The organism is Streptomyces marokkonensis, from assembly GCF_039539045.1.
In the GTDB taxonomy this organism is placed as follows: Bacteria; Actinomycetota; Actinomycetes; order Streptomycetales; family Streptomycetaceae; genus Streptomyces; species Streptomyces marokkonensis.
Map to the genome: position 1 here is coordinate 1 of NZ_BAABCQ010000102.1, position 17,737 is coordinate 17,737.

Consider the following 17,737-nt stretch of genomic DNA (forward strand, 5'->3'; position numbering starts at 1 on the left):
CCATGGCTACCTCCCAGGCGCCCGGCGAAGGACCCGTCCGGCCCGTATCGGTCTCCCTCCACGAAGGCACCATCGCTGCCCTCAAGGCACGTACGGGCAAACGAGGCATGTCCGCCTACGTCGAGACCCTCATCCAGCGCCAACTGGAACGGGACCGGCTGCGCGAGCTCATCGAAGACGCGGAAACCGAACACGGCCCGGTCGACCAGGCGGCGGTCGACGCCAAACGCGCCATTCTCCGCGGCGACGCCGCGGGCTCGGCGGACGCCGCGTGAGCGGCACGCTCGTCCTGGACTGCGAAGGCCTGTCCGAACTGGTGCGACGCACGCCCGAGATCACCGAGTGGCTGGCCGCGGCCGAAGCCGAAGACATCCGCGTCGTCACCAGCTCCGTCACCCTCGTCGAAGCACGCGACCCCAGGGTCAACCAGGCCCGCTTCGACTACGCAGTCTCCCGCGTGAACATCATCCCGCCCACCGAAGCCATCGCCCGCCATGCGAGCAAGCTCCTGGCCGCGGCCGGACTGCACGGCCACAAGTACGCCCTCGACGCCATCGTGACCGCCACCGCACTCACCTCGCCAGCCCCAGCGACCGTCCTGACATCGGACCCCGAAGACCTCCTGATGCTCTGCGGCCCCAGCGTCCGCGTCATCAAGGTCTGACCGCGAGGCCGCGACTCCTCCGCGCCGGTCGCCAGCCGACCGGTTGCATGCACAGCCTGCATCTTCGCCGTGATCGCGGCTACGCCACTCGGCAGACATTCACCCGCTGGACACCGTACTTCGCGAAATCGCGGCTGACGCCAGCTCGTTGAGAACGACGATTCAAGACTCAGCGGGCTGGCTGCCTCGGCGCGGCCCTTGGGATACGCCGCGCGCAGGACAGGGCGCTGCTGCCCGGTGGGACCACCGGGGCGGCCGGTCGCGACAGGATCCCGACGTTCCCTTCCGTCCCGCGGTCCCGGTGAGTACAGGGCGGCGGGCGTCTCACCGTCTCACATCGTGACACCGGGTTTCCGGAAAATAAGACGCCTGAGATCGTTGCGGTGTCCATGTAACGCGCGTGAAAGACCGAGAGATGCCCGCACCGTCCCCCCACCCCGCTCCCACTCAGGCACCCGTCAATTCGCGGTCCCGCGTCCTCATCGCCAGCCTCATCGGCACGACGATCGAGTTCTACGACTTCTACATCTACGCGACCGCCGCCGTGCTGGTCTTCCCCGCGCTCTTCTTCCCGAACAGCGATCCCACCACGGCGCTGCTGTCGTCGTTCGCGGTCTTCGGTGCCGCGATGGTCGCCCGGCCGATCGGCGCCGTCTTCTTCGGGCACCTCGGTGACCGGCTCGGCCGCAAGAAGACGCTGGTGATCTCGCTCCTCACCATGGGCATCGCCACCTTCCTCATCGGCGTACTGCCCACCTACGCACAGGCCGGCTGGGTCGCCACCGCGCTGCTCGTGCTGATGCGGCTCGCACAGGGCTTCGCGCTCGGTGGCGAGTGGAGCGGGGCCGCGCTGGTCGCGACCGAGAACGCACCCCGCGGCAAGCGCGCCCTGTACGGGACCTTCCCTCAGCTGGGCGCCCCGCTCGGCTTCATCATCGGCAACGGCCTGTTCCTGATCATCGGGGCGCTGCTGCCGTCCACGGCCGGCGCCGACCCCACCCAGCCCTCCGAGGCCTTCACCAGCTGGGGCTGGCGCATCCCGTTCCTGTTCTCCGCGGTGATGGTCGCGATCGGCCTGTGGGTGCGCTCGCGGCTCGTCGAGTCGGCGGTGTTCGCCAAGACCCGCGAGGCCGGGAAGGTGCGGAAGCTGCCACTGGCCACGGTGGTCCAGGGCCACTGGAAGCAACTGGTCCTGGGCACGTTCATCATGCTGGCGACGTACGTGCTCTTCTACCTGATGACCACGTTCTCGCTGAGCTACGGGCGCACCGCGAAGGACGCCGACGTGCCGGGGCTGGGGTACAGCTACACCACGTTCGTCCTGATGATGATCTTCGGTGTGCTCTTCTTCGCCGTGTTCACCCTGGTCTCCGGCCCGCTCGCCGACAAGTACGGCCGCCGCGCCACCCTGATCTGGGTCACCGCCGCGATCGTGGTCTTCGGCCTGGTGTGGGTGCCGCTGATCGGCCTGGGCACGCTCGGCGTGGTGCTGTGGCTGGTGCTCGGCTTCACGCTGATGGGCATGACCTTCGGGCCGATGGGCGCGCTGCTGCCGGAGCTGTTCCCGACGAGTGTGCGCTACACCGGCTCCGGTATCTCGTACAACGTCAGCTCGATCCTCGGAGCGGCCGTCGCCCCGTTCATAGCGGTGGCGCTGTGGGAGGCCGGTGACGGCTCGCCGTGGCTGGTCGGCGTCTACCTCTCCGCGATGGCCGTGCTGACGCTGACCGCCCTGCTCCTCGGCAAGGAGACCAAGGACGTCTCCCTGGACGAGGACGAGGGCGAAGGCGAAGGCGAAGGCAAGGACGAAGGCGCTTCCGGAGAGGCGTCCGACGGCGGCGTCCGCGCCGGCGTCATCTCCGTCCCCTCCCCCGCCCCCTGATCCCACCGGCTTTCACCACCGCCGTACGCCGAGCATCCGTACGCCCGGCGTACGGCATCGACTGCCGGGCATAACAACTGCCTACGCTCCGGGGCGCTTTCGCCCCACCGGCAACCGAGGGAGTCGTCATGCTGCGCGGCATCGACGTCAGCGCGTACCAGTCCTCCACCTACGACACCGACGGTCTCTCCTTCGTCTTCATGAAGGCGACGGAGGGCCGCTCGTACGTCAATCCGAAGCTCAAGGACCAGACGGAGCGGGCCCGCGACGCCGGTCTCGTCGTCGGTTTCTACCACTTCCTGTGGCCGGGCAACCTCACGGACCAGGCCGAGTACTTCGTCTCCAAGGCACCCGACAAGAAGGGTGACATCCTCGCCGTCGACTGGGAGACGACGGGCGAGGGCACCCACGCGAGCAACGCGGAGAAGGACAGCTTCATCCGGAAGGTGAAGAAGCTCCGGCCGGACAACCGGGTGATCCTCTACGCGAACAGGAACTACTGGCTGAACGAGGACACCACGTCCTATGCGGGCGACGGCCTGTGGATCGCCGACTACGTGTCGGCGGGCGAGCCCCGCATCAAGGCCAAGTGGCGGTTCCACCAGTACACCGACGACCCGGTCGACACCAACGTCGCGGACTTCGAGAGCAAGGCCGCGCTGAAGAAGTGGGCCGAGGGCGCCTGACCTCTGAGACCCTCGTCCTCGATGGCCGCGATCCGCCCGTCGCGCTGCCGCGGGCAGTAGTTGTTCGTGTCGACGACCGTCACGCCGTCGGCCGCCCCGTCGAGGACGCCGGACGGCAGGTCCGGGACCGCCTTCAGCGGGATGGTGATGACCACGATGTCGGCGCCACGGGCCGCCTACCCGACCGGTACCGGGGTGGCCCCGGTCCCCTCGGCCAGTGCGGTGAGTGTGTGCGGGCCGCGGGAGTCGGCGACCGAGACGTCGTGTCCGAGGGCGGTCAGCCGCCGGGTGGGGTTGCCGCCGATGTTGCCCGCGCCGATGATGCCGATCTTCATGATGCCGACTCGCCCGGCCTTCCGGAGGTCGTGTGGTGCCTGGCCCGGCGGCTCGCGCCGGTGACGAGTCCGACCTCCGGCCGGGGCGGGGTATTCCGCCCGAGGGGCGCCCCCCGGGTGACCGATCGGGCGCCCCTCACCGCGTCGTCACTTGTTCAGGTGTGCCCAGAACTCGTCGAACGACAGCACCTTGTCCCCGTCGAGGTCGCGGCCGGCGATGATCGCCTCGGCCACCGACTCGGTGACGTTCCAGTCGCCGCCCTGGGCCAGCGCGGTCTTGAACTCGGCCGCGGTGATGAAGCCGTCCTTGTCCGTGTCGATCCGCTCGAACTGCTTGCGTGCTTCCTCGATGTCCGCCACCGGTCCGCCCCTCACTTCGTACTCGGGTCCTTCTGACGCAGGTCAGATTAGCTGCCCGTTCGGGCGTCCAGTGCGGCGACCACCCACCCGAACCGCTCCTCGTAGGCGGACGGGGGCTCCACGCCGTTCACGATCGCGGAGAGCTCCCGGTAGCGGGCGAGACGGACGTTGGACACCGCGGTGAGGCGTTCCCGTACGACGGCCGGGTCGGCGTCGCCGATGAGCACGCGCAGGATGTCGGCGGCCCGTGCGGAGTCCGGCGCGACGCCCTCGCTCAGCGCCTCACCCGTAAGCCGCACCAAGCGGCTCACGAACCACAGGGAGGAGCCTGTGGGGACGTCCGGCCCGCGGTCCGCCGCGTTGAACTCGATCATCCGGCGCATCGTCGCGCGGAACCCCGGGTCCTGGATCAGCTCGGCCAGCTCCACCCAGGCGTCCACCTGCTCGGGGGTGGGGTCGTCGGGCAGGTCGGCCGCGGCGAAGCGCAGGCGGGTGCGGATGTCGGGGTCCGCGGTGTCGATGCCCTCGAAGACCTCGGCCATGAAGTCGTCGATGATGCGCCGCCGTTCGGCGGTGGACAGTCGCGCCAGTTTGTTCATGAGTGTCGTCTCCTCTGCGGTCGAGCCGCGTCGCGCCACGGTCGACAGCACCGCACGGGTCACCCTCAGCGCGCTGATCTGCGCGTCCAGCGCGCTCACGTGCGCCGCCGCGACCTGCGCGACCGTCGTCTCGCCGGCCAGGACGCGGCGTACGGGGTCCAGGCCGAGGCCGAGTTCGCGCAGGGTGCGGATCAGCTCCAGGCGGGCGACGGACGCGGCGTCGTAGAGCCGGTAGCCGCCCGCGGAGCGGGTCACCGGGGGCAGGGCGCCCTCGTCGGACCAGTAGCGGATGGTGCGCACCGGCAGTCCGGTGGTCCGCGCCAGTTCGCCGATGGTCATGAGACCGGTGCCGTCGTCGATCATGTCTGGGAGTCTGGGCCTTCCAGTGGGTGGAGACTCAAGGAGCGCGGTGTGGCGGACGGCCTGCGGGACATTCTGGACGCGGTGGCGCGGGGTGTCTTCCCCTCGGCGGACGGCGGGACCACCGTGGTGCCGCAGGACGGGCCCCGGGACGCGGGGGTGATCGCCTTCACCGCGCACTCGGTCGTCTTCACGGACGAGGACCCTCGGTGGGTGCGCGGGATCCTGGACGGGCTCGGCCGCGAGGGCTGCGATCCCCTCGCGGCGACGATGAACGCCCGGTTCCTGACGGCCTTCATGGAGCGCACGGGTCGGACCACCGACACGGTCGACGTGCTGCTGACCGGCGCCCGGCTTCCGGGCCGGCCGCACATCGCGCTGACGGAAGTGGCCGATCCGGGGCATCCGCGGGTGGTCTCGGCCCGTCGGCGGCGCGACGAGGTGCGGGTGTGGGCGGCGGACGGCGGGGTGCTCGTGCTGGGCCGCGGGGTCGCCGGGCGGCTGGAGGTCGCGGTGGAGGTGGCGGAAGGGGTACGGCAGCGGGGGCTCGGGCGGCGCCTGGTGACCGCGGCGCGGCAGTTGGGCGGGGGTGAGCCGGTGTGGGCCCAGATCTCGGCGGGGAACGCCCGCAGTCTGCGGGCGTTCCAGGCGGCGGGTTACCGGGCGGTGGGTTCGGAGGCGCTGTTCCTCCGGCCCTGAGTCACGCCTCCGTCATGGATCGGGGCGTTCAGTGCCAGGGCTTGTAGTGCGGATTGCCCTCGCACTCGCTCATGATCTCGGTCTTGGTCTGCCGGTCGACCGGGCAGACGCCGATGATGTACTGCCGCTTGATGCCGCCGGGGAAGGCGACCTCGACCTGATCGGCCCACTTGTGGGTGTCGCCGATGGTCTTGTTGACGTCCACGCCGCCGGGGGCGTCGATGTAGTAGTTGTAGCCGGACTTGTACCAGGTCTTGTACAGGTCGTGGTCGTAGGTCGTGGAGACGTACGGCGAGGGCTGGTTGACCAGGACGTACTTCTCGACGTCGTACTGGCCGTTCTGGACGTCCCTGGCGTGGAAGCCCTCTTCGAAGACGACCTGCGGTCCCCGGCTGTCACTGCGGTAGAGGGTGCCGCACGTGGTGCGCCAGACCGGCTCGGGAGTGATGCGGTCGAGGTCGACACCGGGGTCGGCGGCGGCCTTGAGCTTGTCGTCGAACTGGGGGCAGGCGGGGGCGGCCTTGGCCGCAGCCGCCGGAGCCATCGCCGGGGCCGCCGTCTCCGGGACCGTGGCGGCCGAGGTGGCGAAGACGGCGGAGAGGGACAGGACGGCGGCAGCGGCGCGGCGCCGCAGACGAGTGGTGATCATGCCGGTACGATCCCGCCCGCAGGGCGCCGGGGCGGGGACCTTCACCCGTAGGTGGCGTGTCCGTCGAACGGGGTTGATTTCCACGGCAGATGGGACGTCAGCGGTCCGCCACCCGCATCTCGAACCAGGTCGTCTTCCCGCGCGGCAGCAGGTCGACGCCCCACCGGTCGGACAGCTTGTCGACGAGGAAGAGGCCCCGTCCACTGATGTCCGTCTCCTGCACCGGCATCAGGCAGGGCAGCCCCCGGGAGGGGTCGCGGACCTCGACGCGGATCCAGCCGGGGCGGCGGCGCATGTGGAGGCCGAAGACGCGGGCACCGGTGTGGCGTACGGCGTTGCCGACCAACTCGGAGACGAGCAGGACGGTGTCCTCGGTGACCTTGGGGCCGAGGTTCCACTGGCGCAGGGCCACGACCTGGGCCAGCCTGCGGGCGGTGGCGGCGGACTCGGGGCGGGACGGCAACGGAATCTCGCGCTCCGTCGGATTGCCGAACAACTCCAGCGCTTCGAGCGCGCGTTCGTCCTCGACCGCCGGCGACCAGCGCGCCGCGGTCGCCCGTCCGGCTCCCCGCGGCAGTTCCGTACCATCCAGCCCCGCCATGCCCCCATCATGGCCGCCCCCAGAGGGCTGCGGGGCCGTTCCCGGGGAATGCACCCCTGTCGGACCATGGCCCGGCAACGGTCGTTCGGCATATGCCGCGGGCACTTCAGAGACGGGAACAGCCCCACTGACCTGCGCGGACGACCCGGCCGGAGACAAGCGGCGGACTCCCTCGACACGACGCGCTTAAGGGTGCGTCAAGGCTTGCATAAACCGCCCTATCGAGGGACCCGGAATCAGACATCGCGTCAACTACGGTCACTCCAAGCGAACTTCACAGGAACTCGGCCTTCCCCGGGCCTTCCTCCACGAAGCTGCGCATCCCGCGCTCGCGGTCCTCGGTGGCGAACAGACCCGCGAACCAGTTCCGCTCGACGGCGAGGCCGGTCTCGATGTCCGTCTCCAGACCCGTGTCGATGGCCTCCTTCGCCGCGCGCAGGGCGATGGCGGGCCCCTTCGCGAGCCGCGCGGCCCAGGCGTGCGCCTGCTCGTAGACCTCGGCGGCCGGCACCACGCGGTCCACCAGGCCGAGCGTGAGCGCCTCGTCGGCCTTCACCTGGCGGCCCGTGAAGATGAGGTCCTTGGCCTTGGAGGGGCCGACCAGCCGGGACAGCCGCTGGGTGCCGCCCGCGCCGGGGATCAGACCGAGCAGGATCTCGGGCTGGCCCAGCCTGGCGTTCTCGCCGGCGATGCGGAAGTCGGCGCAGAGGGCGAGTTCGCAGCCGCCGCCGAGAGCGTATCCGGTGACCGCCGCGACCACCGGCTTCGGGATGCGGGCCACCGCGGTGAAGGCGTCCTGCAGGCCGCGGGAGCGCGCGACCATCGCCGCGTGGTCCATCACCTGCATCTCCTTGATGTCCGCGCCGGCCGCGAACACCTTCCCGCCGCCGTAGATCACCACGGCGCGTACGTCCTCGCGGCGGGTGGCCTCCTCGGCGAGCTCCTTCAGGCGGTCCTGCGTGGCGACGTCCAGCGCGTTCATGGGCGGGCGGTCCAGGCGCAGCGTGCCGACGCCGTCCGCTACTTCGAGATGTACGGTCATGCCCAGCAGGTTAACGACTCCTAACGGCATCGGCCCCGGTGCCGTACCTCACATCGAGGACGGACACCGGAGCCGTACGCCGGGGCCGTACGCCGGGGCCGTACGTCGGGGCCGTACGCCGGGCTCTCGCCGGAGGGCTCAGGCCTTCCACTTCTCCCAGGACATGTTCCAGCCGTTGAGGCCGTTGTCCGGGGCGATGGTCGCGTCGTCGGAGTTCTTCACCACGACCACGTCGCCGATGAGCGAGTTGTCGAAGAACCAGGCGCCCGGTGCCTTCTCGTCCCAGCCGCCGCGCACGTCGCGCAGGCCGATGCAGCCGTGGCTGGAGTTGCGGTTGCCGAAGGTGTCGCCGCCCCAGTAGTTGCCGTGGATGAAGGTGCCGGAGGTGGACAGGCGCATGGCGTGCGGGACGTCCTTGATGTCGTACTCGCCGCCGTAGCCGACCGTCTCGCCGTTCATCCGGGTCACGGGGAGCCGCTCGGTGATGACCATCTGGCCGTTCCAGGTCTCGTAGCCGGGCGCGCCGGTGGTGATGGGGATGGTCTTGACGGTCTTGCCGTCCCGGACGACCTGCATCGTGAGCTTCTTGGCGTCGACGACGGAGACCTGGCTGCGTCCGACGGTGAAGGAGACGGTCTTGGCCTGCTCGCCGTAGACGCCGTCGCGGCCCTCGACGCCGTCGAGGTTGAGGTCGACGGTGACCTTGGTGCCGGCCTTCCAGTACTTCTCCGGGCGGAAGTCGAGGCGGTCGTTGCCGAACCAGTGGCCCGCGACCTCGACGGCCGGCTCGGTCTTGATGCGAATGGCCTTCTCGACCTCCTCGGGGTTGGTGATGCCCCGGGTGAAGCGGATCGAGAACGGCATGCCGACGCCGACCTTCGAGCCGTCCTCCGGTGTGAAGGTGCCGATGAAGGTGTTCTTCGGCGTCAGGGTGGTGAAGCGGGAGTCCTCGGCGGCCGTGCGGCCCTCGGAGTCCTTGGCGACCGCGTGCACGGTGTACTTCGTGGCGGCGGCCAGATGGGTGGACGGCGTCCAGGCGGCGCCGTCCTCGGATATCTCGCCGTCGACCTTCGCGCCCTCGTCGTCCTTGACCACGACCTCGGTGAGTCTGCCCTTCGCGGCGGCTATCTTCAGGGCGCCGCTGGTGTCGACGGCCTTGGCCCCGTCCTGCGGGGCGATGGTGACGACGGCCTCGGACTGCTTGCTCTGTGCCGCGGTGGAGTCCTTGGCGTTCTCTCCGCCGCCCTGCCCGGCCCCGGCTCCCGAGCCCGCCTCTCCGCCGCCGCACGCGGTGACCGTCAGCAGCACGCCCAGTGCCAGCGCCGACAGCGCCCTGCCGCGTCCCTTGCCGCCCCGCCCCCGGTTGCCGGCCGACGACGCCCCCGATATCGGACGCACGTTCAACTTGTCTCCCCTCGCCGGGCCTGGTCGGGCCCGCGCCCCAGTGCGCCTGCGCACGCACGGGCGCATCGTAACCGCAGGCCAGGGGCGTGGGGGGCAGCGGAATTGTCACTGTTCCGTACCGAGTTGGCGATCCGGGGCCGGGATCACGTCGGCGTCGCGTCCGGCGTCACGTCCGCAGTCACTTCACCGCGCCGCCCGCCTTCCACTTCTCCCAGTTCATGTTCCAGCCACCGAGACCGTTGTCGGGGGCGACCTTCTTGTCCTTGCTGTGGACCACCTCGACGACGTCGCCGATCAGGCTGCGGTCGAAGAACCAGCCCGCCGGGGTGTCGGAACCGCCGCCCTTCACGTCGCGCAGCCCGACGCAGCCGTGGCTGACGTTGGCCCGGCCGAAGGTGTCCTCGGGCGCCCAGTAGTTGCCGTGCAGGAAGGTTCCGGAGCTGGTCAAGCGGATGGCGTGCGGCACGTCGGGGATGTCGTACTCGCCGCCGAAGCCGACCGTGCGGCTGTTCATGCGGGTGACGTCGAGCATCTCGGTGATCACCATCTTGCCGTTGTAGGTGGGGGTCTTCGGTGCCCCCGCGGTGATCGGCAGGGTGGTCAGCAGGGTGCCGTCCCGGCGCACCTGCATGGTGCGCGCGGCCGCGTCGACGAGCGAGACCTGGCTGCGGCCGACGCTGAAGGAGAACGTCTTGTGCTGGAGCCCGTAGATCCCCGGCGCGCCCTCGACGTCGCGCAGGCGCAGGTCGACGGTGACCTCGGTGCCGGGCTTCCAGTACTCCTTCGGGCGGAAGTCGAGGCGGTCCTTGCCGAACCAGTGGGGGCGGATCTCGGTGGCGGGTTCCGCCGTCACCGAGACGGCGCGTTCGACGGCGGCGCGGTCGGTGATCTCCCGGCTGAACTCGAGCGAGACGATCATGCCGGTGCCGACGACCGAGCGGTTCTCGGGGGCGACGTAGCCGATGAAGCGTTCGTCGGGGACATAGGTGGTGAAGGTGGTGTGCCGGGCGGACCGGTGCCCGTCGCCGCTCAGGGCGACGGCGTCGACCGTGTACCTCGCGGCCAGCGCCAGCCGGTCGTCGTCGGGTTCCCAGCGCAGACCGTCGTCGGAGATCCGGCCGGGCACCGGGGTGTCCTGCGCGTCCTGCGACCTGACGACCTTCACCGACTCCAGCCGCCCGTCGGGCACCCGCACCGACAGCTTCTTCTCCGGCCGGACGGCCTTGCTGCCGTCGTCCGGGGTGATGCGGATGACCTCGTCGGCGCGGGGTTTGCCGAACACCCCGCCGATGCCACCGCCGATGCCACCACCGGTTCCGCCGCCGTCCGAGGTGCATCCGGCGGCCCCGGCCAGCAGTCCTGCCCATGTCAGTACGGCGGCCAGAGCGGCCCCCGCGCGCCGTGCGCGCCCATGTACGTGCCTCACATCCACCCGTAACGACCGGTCGGCCCTGGGGAAACGTGAGTGCGAGCCATGCGGTGGGCAGAACTGTGGAGAGGACGACGCGACGGGGAGCGGCGGTCGGGACGCCGCACGCCCTCCTCCCGTCTTCCTGTCTGAGGCACGTCGTTCCACGAGCCGCAGGAGGCTGACAGGTGTCCAGCGCAGCCGAGCAGGAGGCGGTGGCCGGCAATCAGGCCGCCGAGGACGGGCACCCCGCCGTCGTGGTCAACGGCGCGCGGCGTGCCGCGTCGCCGCCCGCCGTGCCGGCCTGGCCGGGCACCCCGGTGCCGCTGGGCGCCCGGTTCCGGACCGGCCCGGGCCAGGTGGCGGGGACGAATTTCGCGCTGTGGGCGGGCGGTGCGGAGTCGGTGGAACTCTGCCTGTTCGACGGTCCCGGCCCCGGTGGCAGGGAGAGCCGGGTGCGGCTGACCGAGCTGACGCACGAGATCTGGCACGGCTTCGTGCCGGGCGTGGGTCCCGGGCAGCGGTACGGCTTCCGGGTGCGGGGCCGCTGGGACCCGTGGACCGGCGCCCGCTGGAACCCGGCGAAGCTGCTGCTCGACCCGTACGCGCGTGCGGTCGACGGCGATTTCTCCCTGCCGCCCGAGGTGTACGGGCATGTGCGGGACTGGCCCGAGCAGCACGTGGCGGACACCGTGCGCGACGACCGGGACTCGGCGCCGTACGTCCCGAAGGGCGTCGTCGTCCACGACGGCGGCCCCGACGGCGGCCCCGACGACGAATGGACGTACGACCGACGGCCGAAGACGCCGTGGGCGGACTCCGTCATCTACGAGCTGCACGTGCGCGGCTTCACCAAGCTGCACCCCGGCATCCCCGAGGAGCTGCGCGGCACGTACGCCGGCCTGGCGCACCCGGCGGCGATCGAGCACCTGACCCGGCTGGGCGTGACGGCGGTGGAACTGCTGCCGGTGCACCAGTTCGCGCACGAGAGTCATCTGCTGGAGCGCGGCCTGAAGAACTACTGGGGCTACAACTCGATCGGCTACTTCGCCCCGCACGCCGCCTACGCCGCCTCCGGCACCACCGGTGAGCAGGTCGGCGAGTTCAAACGGATGGTGCGCGCGCTGCACGCGGCCGGCATCGAGGTCATCCTCGACGTGGTCTACAACCACACGGCGGAGGCGGGCGAGCTCGGCCCGACGCTCTCCCTGAAGGGCATCGACAACCGCGGTTACTACCGCCTCCAGCCGGACGCGCGCCGGTACGCCGACTACACCGGCTGCGGCAACACGCTGCACGTCGTCCAGCCGCACGTTCTGCGCCTGATCACCGACTCCCTGCGCTACTGGGTGACGGAGATGGGCGTGGACGGCTTCCGCTTCGACCTGGCGGCGGCGCTGGCCCGCTCCATGCACGACGTCGACATGCTGTCCCCGTTCCTCGCGGTGATCGCGCAGGACCCGGTGCTGCGGCGGGTGAAGCTGATCGCCGAGCCGTGGGACGTCGGCTCGGGCGGCTACCAGGTCGGCGCCTTCCCGCCGCTGTGGACCGAGTGGAACGACCGCTACCGCAACTCGGTCCGGGACTTCTGGCGGCACGCGCTGCCGGACGTGCGGGAGATGGGTTACCGCCTGTCGGGCTCCAGCGACCTGTACGCGTGGGGCGGGCGCCGCCCGTACGCCTCGGTCAACTTCGTCACCGCGCACGACGGCTTCACGCTCCGGGACCTGGTCTCCTACGAGCGCAAGCACAACGAGGCGAACGGCGAGGGCAACCGGGACGGCACCGACGACAACCGGGCCTGGAACTGCGGCGCGGAGGGCGAGACCGACGACGAGGACGTACGGGCACTCAGGCGGCGCCAGCTGCGCAACCTGCTGACCACACTGCTGCTGTCGACCGGGGTGCCGATGCTGGTCGCGGGCGACGAGCTGGGCCGCACCCAGGGCGGCAGCAACAACGCCTACTGCCAGGACAACGAGATCAGCTGGGTGGACTGGAGCCTGCTGGACGACCCTCAGTGGCGGCCCCTGTCCGAGCTGACCTCCCGGCTGATCGCGCTGCGGCACGAACACCCGGTACTGCGCCGCCGGGCCTTCTTCTCCGGCCGCGCGCACTCCGCGGACGGCCTGCGCGACCTGGCCTGGTTCACGGCCCGGGGCGCGGAGATGACGGAGCGGGACTGGTACGCCCCCGCCGCCACCCTCGGCATGTACCTGTCCGGGCGGGACATCCCGGGCCGCGACGAGCGCGGCGCCCCGATCGTCGACGACAGCTTCCTGGCCGTCCTGCACGCGGGTGAGGGGGCGGTCTCCTTCGTGCTGCCGGGTCCGCCGTGGGCGGAGCGGTACGAGGTGGTCGTCGACACCAGCGGGGAGGAGCAGGCCGAGGCACCGGGCGGGACGCACTCGGCGGGGACGGAGATCACGGTGCCGGCACGGACGGTGCTGTTGCTGCGGGTGGGGTGACCCCGGGCGACGGCGGCGGGCCGGTTCAGCCGAGGATGCCCCGGTCGTAGGCCACGGCCACAGCGTGGCGGCGGTGACGCGCAGCCGGTGGGCGGTGACGCGGGTGCGGGCGAGGAGGGTGATGACGGACGGTGGCGCCGCCCGCGCGGATGTCCTCGATGAGCTCCCAGGTCTCGCGCCGGGCGCGTGGGTCGAGGCCGGTGGTCAGCTCGTCCAGGACGACGATCCGGGGGCTGCCGACCAGTGCCAGCGCGACGGACAGGCGCTGCTTCTGGCCGCCGAAGAGCTTGCCGAACCGGGAGTGCGGCTTCGGGGTGAGGCCGAGGCGTTCGGCGAGCGGACGCCGGTCGGCGGGCTCCGGGTAGAAGGCGGCGTACAGCTCCAGGGCCTCGCGGACGGTGAGTTCGGGCTGGAGCTCGTTCTTCTGGAGCTGGGTGCCCGGGACGCGGGTGACCTCCTTGTGGTCGGCGACGGGGTCGAGGCCGGTGACTCGGACGCGGCCCGCGTCGGGGACGCGCAGGCCCTCGACGCACTCGACGGTGGTGGTCTTGCCGGCGCCGTTCGGGCCGCGGATGCCGAAGATCTCGCCCTCCTCGACGGCGAACGACACACCGTCGACGGCGGGGTGGTCGCCGTAGGACCTGCGCAGGTCGGTGACTTCGATGACGGGCATGGCATCAGGGTCCCGGGGCACAGGGGTGCGGCACATCGGCCGACGCGCTCGAAGGCGCATCGGCCGATCGGTTGATGCCTCCGTACGACCCCGGTGAGCGCGAAAATCCGATGGGCAGTGTCAGTGGTGAACCGTAGGCTCGCTGCTGATGCCCACGACACCTGTACCCACCAAGGACCCCGCTCCGGACCCCGGGCCGAACAGTGCGCCGGATCCCGCCGGGGAACGGTCCACCGTACGCTCGCTGCTGCGGCTGTGGCCCTATGTGCGGCCCGTGCGGGCGCGGTTGGGGACCGCCGCCTGCGTGGGGATCCTCGCCTCCTGCGTGGGGCTGGTGATCCCGCTCGTCCTCAAGTGGATGGTGGACGGGCCGGTCGCCGACCGCGATCCGGCCGGTGTGTGGCTCGGGGCGCTGTACCTGCTGCTGCTCGGGCTGGCGGAGGCGCTGCTGTTCGGGCTGCGGCGGTGGCTGGTGGCCCGGCCGCTGGCCGGGGTCGAGGCGGGGATGCGGGCGGACCTGTACCGGCATCTGCAGCGGCTGCCGGTGGCCTTCCACGACCGGTGGGCCTCGGGGCAGCTGCTGTCGCGCGGGACGACGGACCTGATGCTGCTGCGCATGTTCCTCGCCTTCCCGCTGACGTTCCTGCTGGTCAACGGAGTGACGATCCTCGTCGGCGTGGGCATCATGCTGGTGCAGGACTGGACGCTGGGGCTGGTCGTCCTCGGGCCCGCCATCCCTGTGATGATCACCTGTGCGATCTTCGAGAAGAAGTACTCGGCGGTGGCGCGGCGGGCGCAGGACCAGGTCGGTGATCTGACGACGGTGGTCGAGGAGAGCGTGCTCGGCGTCCGGATCATCAAGGGGTTCGGCCGGCACCGCAGCCAGGCACGGGCCTTCCACGAGCTGTCGCACACGCTGCGCGGGACGGAGCTGCGCAAGGCACGGCTGCTGGCGGCCATCTGGGCCGTCATCGTGACGCTGCCGGAGCTGGCGATCGCCGCCGCGCTGGTCGTGGGCACGGTGCAGGTGGCGGACGGGTCGCTGTCGGCGGGGACCCTGGTCGCGTTCCTGTCCACGGCGCTGGCGCTGCGGTGGCCCGTCGAGTCGATCGGCTTCCTGCTGGCGATGAGTCAGGAGGCGGCCACGGCCACGGACCGGTACTTCGAGGTGATGGACGCGGAGGTCGAGACCGGTGCGGCCGCTACGGCGGCCCACTCCCGGGCCGGCAGCCGCGACGCCGACGGCGACGGCGACGGCGACGGCGACGGCGACGGTCTTCGCTTCGAGAACGTCCGCTTCCGGTACCCCGACGCGCCCCCCGGCTCCCCGCCCCTCCTCGACCGGGTCGACCTGCACATCCGTCCCGGCGAGTCGATGGCTCTGGTCGGGGCCACCGGCAGCGGGAAGACGACGCTCACCGCGCTCGTCCCCCGCCTGCACGAGGTGACCTCCGGACGGATCACGCTGGACGGCCGGGACATCACCGCCCTGTCCCGCGAGGAGCTGCGCTCCATGGTCGCCGTGGCCTTCGAGGAGCCCACGCTCTTCTCTGCGACCGTCGGCGAGAACGTACTGATGGGGGCCGGTGCCGACGCCGGCGACGAGGAGCTGGGGCGCGCGCTCGCCGTCGCACAGGCCGACTTCGCGCACGCCCTCCCCCACGGCACCGGCACCCAGGTCGGCGAGCAGGGCCTCACCCTGTCCGGCGGCCAGCGGCAGCGCCTCGCCCTGGCCCGGGCGGTGGTCGGCACACCGAGGTTCCTCGTCCTGGACGACCCGCTGTCCGCGCTGGACGTACACACCGAGGCCGCCGTGGAGGCCGCCCTGCGGCAGGTCCTCGCGGACACCACCGCCCTGATCGTGGCGCACCGCCCGTCCACGGTGCTGCTGGCCGACCGCGTGGCGCTGCTCTCGGGCGGCCGCGTCACCGCCGTCGGCACCCACCAGGAACTGCTGCGCACCAACGCCGAGTACGCCCATCTGATGTCCGGGCACGAGGGGCACGAGGAGCCAGAGGAAGGGGATGGCCGATGACCGCGCCCACGGCCACCGCGTCGGACAGGGAGCAACCGGAGGGCGGGGATCCGGCGGCCGAGGCGGAGATCCGCGCGGCCGACGACCTCTTCGACCGGGACGTCCTGCCCAGCCCGCCGGGCGCGACCGGCGCCCTGCTGCGCTCGCTGCTGGCGCCCTGGAGGGCCCGGGTCGCCCTCACCGCCTTCCTCCTGCTGCTCCAGCAGGCGGCGGTGCAGGCGGGTCCGTTGCTGGTGGCGTACGCCATCGACCGCGCCGTGCCGGCCCTCGGGGACGACGACCACGGCCCGCTGATCGCGGTGGGCGCCGGCTACCTGCTGTGCTCACTGGCCGCGGGCGGGCTGCAGTACGCGTTCATCGCCACCGCGGCCCGCGTCAGCCAGGACGTGCTGCTGGACCTGCGCGGCAGGATCTTCCGCCACGCCCAGGCGCTGAGCGTCGACTTCCACGAGCGCTACACCTCGGGTCGGCTCATCTCCCGTTCGACCACCGACGTGGAGTCTCTGCGCGAGCTGCTCGACGAGGGGCTGCAGGAGCTGGTGACGGTCATCCTCTCCTTCGTCTACATCGCGGCGCTGCTGCTCTGGCTGGACCTGGGGCTCGGCGCGGTCGCGGTGGCGTCGTTCGTGCCGCTGTACGGGCTGGTGCGGCTGTACCAGCGGCGGGCGGGGCGGGTGTACCGGCAGCGTTCCACGGCGATCGCCGCGGTGATCGTGAAGTTCGTGGAGACGATGAACGGCATCCGGCCGGTGCGCGCCTTCCGCCGCGAGGCCGCCAACGACGCCGACTTCGCCGTACTGAACCGGCACCACGAGCGGACGAACGGCAACGCGCTGCTGGAAATGGCCCGCTACGTCGTCGGTTCGCGACTCGTCGCCAACACGGCCGTCGCGGGGATCGTGCTGTGGGGCGCCTACCGGGTCGCGGACGGCACGCTCGCGCTCGGCGTGCTGGCGGCGGCGGTGCTGTACCTGCGCCGGCTGTACGACCCGATCGATCGGCTCGGCATGTTCCTGAACTCCTACCAGTCGGCGGCGGCCTCGCTGGAGAAGATCGCCGGGCTGCTGGCCCAGACGCCGACCGTGCCCGAGCCGACCGCGCCGAAGGAACTGCCGCCCCTGGAGTCGGAGCATCCCGGGCGCGAGGTCGTCTTCGACGGGGTCCGCTTCGGCTACCGCACCGGCGGTGAGGTGCTGCCCCGCTTCGACCTGACGATCCCGGCCGGGCAGACGGTCGCCGTCGTGGGCTCCACGGGCGCGGGCAAGTCGACGCTGGCCAAGCTGCTCGCCCGGTTCTACGACCCCTCCGACGGGCGGGTCCTGCTGGACGGCACCGATCTGCGCGATCTCGCCGTGCCGGAACTCCGGCGCGGGGTGGTGATGGTGACGCAGGAGGCGTTCCTGTTCTCCGGGACGGTCGCCGAGAACATCGCCATCGGCCGTCCGGAGGCGACGCGGGAGGAGATCGAGCGGGCCGCGAAGGCGATCGGCGCCCACGACTTCGTCGCCGCGCTGCCCGACGGCTACGACACCGACGTCCGCAAGCGGGGTGGCCGCATCTCCGCCGGGCAGCGGCAACTGGTCGCGTTCGCGCGGGCGCTGCTCGCCGATCCGGCGGTGCTGATCCTGGACGAGGCGACCAGCTCGCTGGACGTCCCCGGTGAGCGCGCGGTGCAGCGGGCGATGGCGACGGTGCTGAAGGGCCGTACGGCGGTCGTGATCGCGCACCGGCTCTCCACCGTGGAGATCGCCGACCGGGTGCTCGTGATGGAGCACGGCCGGATCGTGGAGGACGGCGCACCGGCCGGCCTGATCGCCGGGACGGGGCGTTTCGCGGACCTGCACCGGGCCTGGCGGGACAGTCTGGCGTGAC

15 protein-coding genes and 2 pseudogenes are annotated in these 17,737 nt (G+C 71.4%); 8 read left to right on the top strand and 9 right to left on the bottom strand.

Features of this window, described 5'->3' with window-relative positions:
* The 4 genes from ABEA26_RS23200 to ABEA26_RS23215 form a co-directional block, all read left to right on the top strand.
* Nucleotides 1-275: hypothetical protein (locus ABEA26_RS23200; protein ID WP_030809790.1), on the top strand; the 275-nt coding region annotated here is incomplete at its 5' end.
* Nucleotides 272-664 (top strand): type II toxin-antitoxin system VapC family toxin, encoded by a 393-nt coding sequence (locus ABEA26_RS23205; RefSeq protein WP_345595133.1) that lies wholly within the window; start codon nucleotides 272-274, stop codon nucleotides 662-664. The genes ABEA26_RS23200 and ABEA26_RS23205, both read left to right, overlap by 4 nt.
* Before the next feature lie 415 nt (nucleotides 665-1,079).
* Nucleotides 1,080-2,546, top strand: coding sequence for an MFS transporter (locus tag ABEA26_RS23210; RefSeq protein ID WP_345595135.1), 1,467 nt, complete (start codon nucleotides 1,080-1,082; stop codon nucleotides 2,544-2,546).
* A gap of 128 nt (nucleotides 2,547-2,674) precedes the next feature.
* Entirely contained in the window at nucleotides 2,675-3,232 is a 558-nt protein-coding gene (locus ABEA26_RS23215) for a glycoside hydrolase family 25 protein (protein ID WP_279561844.1), read from the top strand.
* Between the two features lie 5 nt (nucleotides 3,233-3,237).
* Here the strand turns inward: ABEA26_RS23215 and ABEA26_RS23220 are convergent.
* From ABEA26_RS23220 to ABEA26_RS23230, 3 genes and pseudogenes are all read right to left on the bottom strand, one after another.
* Nucleotides 3,238-3,567, bottom strand: a pseudogene (locus tag ABEA26_RS23220) (NAD(P)-binding domain-containing protein); the annotation flags it as partial.
* Nucleotides 3,568-3,714: 147 nt separating this feature from the next.
* The gene (locus ABEA26_RS23225; protein ID WP_345595139.1) at nucleotides 3,715-3,927 is read right to left on the bottom strand and encodes an EF-hand domain-containing protein; all 213 of its coding nucleotides are present in this window, start codon (nucleotides 3,925-3,927) and stop codon (nucleotides 3,715-3,717) included.
* A 47-nt stretch (nucleotides 3,928-3,974) separates the two neighbouring features.
* Nucleotides 3,975-4,889, bottom strand: a complete 915-nt coding sequence (locus tag ABEA26_RS23230; protein ID WP_345595141.1) for a helix-turn-helix domain-containing protein — start codon at nucleotides 4,887-4,889, stop codon at nucleotides 3,975-3,977.
* Between the two features lie 48 nt (nucleotides 4,890-4,937).
* Here ABEA26_RS23230 and ABEA26_RS23235 point away from each other — a divergent pair, with 48 nt between their 5' ends.
* Nucleotides 4,938-5,585 carry a GNAT family N-acetyltransferase gene (locus ABEA26_RS23235; protein ID WP_345595143.1) on the top strand — a complete coding sequence of 216 codons (648 nt, stop codon included), beginning with the start codon at nucleotides 4,938-4,940 and terminating at the stop codon, nucleotides 5,583-5,585.
* Between the two features lie 28 nt (nucleotides 5,586-5,613).
* On the opposite strand, the gene ABEA26_RS23240 is transcribed toward ABEA26_RS23235, so the two are convergent.
* The 5 genes from ABEA26_RS23240 to ABEA26_RS23260 form a co-directional block, all read right to left on the bottom strand.
* On the bottom strand, nucleotides 5,614-6,234 hold the full coding sequence (locus ABEA26_RS23240; RefSeq protein ID WP_345595145.1) for an ADP-ribosyltransferase: 621 nt from the start codon (nucleotides 6,232-6,234) through the stop codon (nucleotides 5,614-5,616).
* A gap of 97 nt (nucleotides 6,235-6,331) precedes the next feature.
* Nucleotides 6,332-6,835: an ATP-binding protein gene (locus ABEA26_RS23245; protein WP_345595147.1), complete on the bottom strand. Its 504-nt coding sequence runs from the start codon at nucleotides 6,833-6,835 to the stop codon at nucleotides 6,332-6,334.
* 274 nt (nucleotides 6,836-7,109) lie between these two features.
* The gene (locus ABEA26_RS23250; RefSeq protein ID WP_345595149.1) at nucleotides 7,110-7,877 is read right to left on the bottom strand and encodes an enoyl-CoA hydratase/isomerase family protein; all 768 of its coding nucleotides are present in this window, start codon (nucleotides 7,875-7,877) and stop codon (nucleotides 7,110-7,112) included.
* A gap of 138 nt (nucleotides 7,878-8,015) precedes the next feature.
* Nucleotides 8,016-9,281 (bottom strand): L,D-transpeptidase, encoded by a 1,266-nt coding sequence (locus tag ABEA26_RS23255; protein WP_425587885.1) that lies wholly within the window; start codon nucleotides 9,279-9,281, stop codon nucleotides 8,016-8,018.
* Between the two features lie 178 nt (nucleotides 9,282-9,459).
* Nucleotides 9,460-10,707, bottom strand: a complete 1,248-nt coding sequence (locus tag ABEA26_RS23260; RefSeq protein ID WP_345595153.1) for a L,D-transpeptidase — start codon at nucleotides 10,705-10,707, stop codon at nucleotides 9,460-9,462.
* A gap of 170 nt (nucleotides 10,708-10,877) precedes the next feature.
* Here ABEA26_RS23260 and glgX point away from each other — a divergent pair, with 170 nt between their 5' ends.
* Complete coding sequence (gene glgX, locus ABEA26_RS23265) at nucleotides 10,878-13,157, top strand: glycogen debranching protein GlgX (RefSeq protein ID WP_345595155.1); 2,280 nt, start codon at nucleotides 10,878-10,880, stop codon at nucleotides 13,155-13,157.
* A 127-nt stretch (nucleotides 13,158-13,284) separates the two neighbouring features.
* Here the strand turns inward: glgX and ABEA26_RS23270 are convergent.
* Nucleotides 13,285-13,830, bottom strand: a pseudogene (locus ABEA26_RS23270) (ABC transporter ATP-binding protein); the annotation flags it as partial.
* Nucleotides 13,831-13,978: 148 nt separating this feature from the next.
* Here ABEA26_RS23270 and ABEA26_RS23275 point away from each other — a divergent pair.
* Nucleotides 13,979-15,865 (top strand): ABC transporter ATP-binding protein, encoded by a 1,887-nt coding sequence (locus ABEA26_RS23275; protein ID WP_345595157.1) that lies wholly within the window; start codon nucleotides 13,979-13,981, stop codon nucleotides 15,863-15,865.
* Nucleotides 15,862-17,736: an ABC transporter ATP-binding protein gene (locus ABEA26_RS23280; RefSeq protein ID WP_345595159.1), complete on the top strand. Its 1,875-nt coding sequence runs from the start codon at nucleotides 15,862-15,864 to the stop codon at nucleotides 17,734-17,736. Before ABEA26_RS23275 ends, ABEA26_RS23280 begins: the two co-directional genes overlap by 4 nt.
* Nucleotide 17,737: the final 1 nt, after the last annotated feature.

What these genes read in the sequence shown, in the direction of transcription:
- ABEA26_RS23250 (WP_345595149.1), bottom strand. Translation starts at nt 7,877, where the DNA reads ATGACCGTACATCTCGAAGTAGCGGACGGCGTCGGCACGCTGCGCCTG.
- ABEA26_RS23230 (WP_345595141.1), bottom strand. Translation starts at nt 4,889, where the DNA reads ATGATCGACGACGGCACCGGTCTCATGACCATCGGCGAACTGGCGCGG.
- ABEA26_RS23215 (WP_279561844.1), top strand. Translation starts at nt 2,675, where the DNA reads ATGCTGCGCGGCATCGACGTCAGCGCGTACCAGTCCTCCACCTACGAC.
- ABEA26_RS23280 (WP_345595159.1), top strand. Translation starts at nt 15,862, where the DNA reads ATGACCGCGCCCACGGCCACCGCGTCGGACAGGGAGCAACCGGAGGGC.
- ABEA26_RS23240 (WP_345595145.1), bottom strand. Translation starts at nt 6,234, where the DNA reads ATGATCACCACTCGTCTGCGGCGCCGCGCCGCTGCCGCCGTCCTGTCC.
- ABEA26_RS23210 (WP_345595135.1), top strand. Translation starts at nt 1,080, where the DNA reads ATGCCCGCACCGTCCCCCCACCCCGCTCCCACTCAGGCACCCGTCAAT.
- ABEA26_RS23245 (WP_345595147.1), bottom strand. Translation starts at nt 6,835, where the DNA reads ATGGCGGGGCTGGATGGTACGGAACTGCCGCGGGGAGCCGGACGGGCG.
- ABEA26_RS23275 (WP_345595157.1), top strand. Translation starts at nt 13,979, where the DNA reads ATGCCCACGACACCTGTACCCACCAAGGACCCCGCTCCGGACCCCGGG.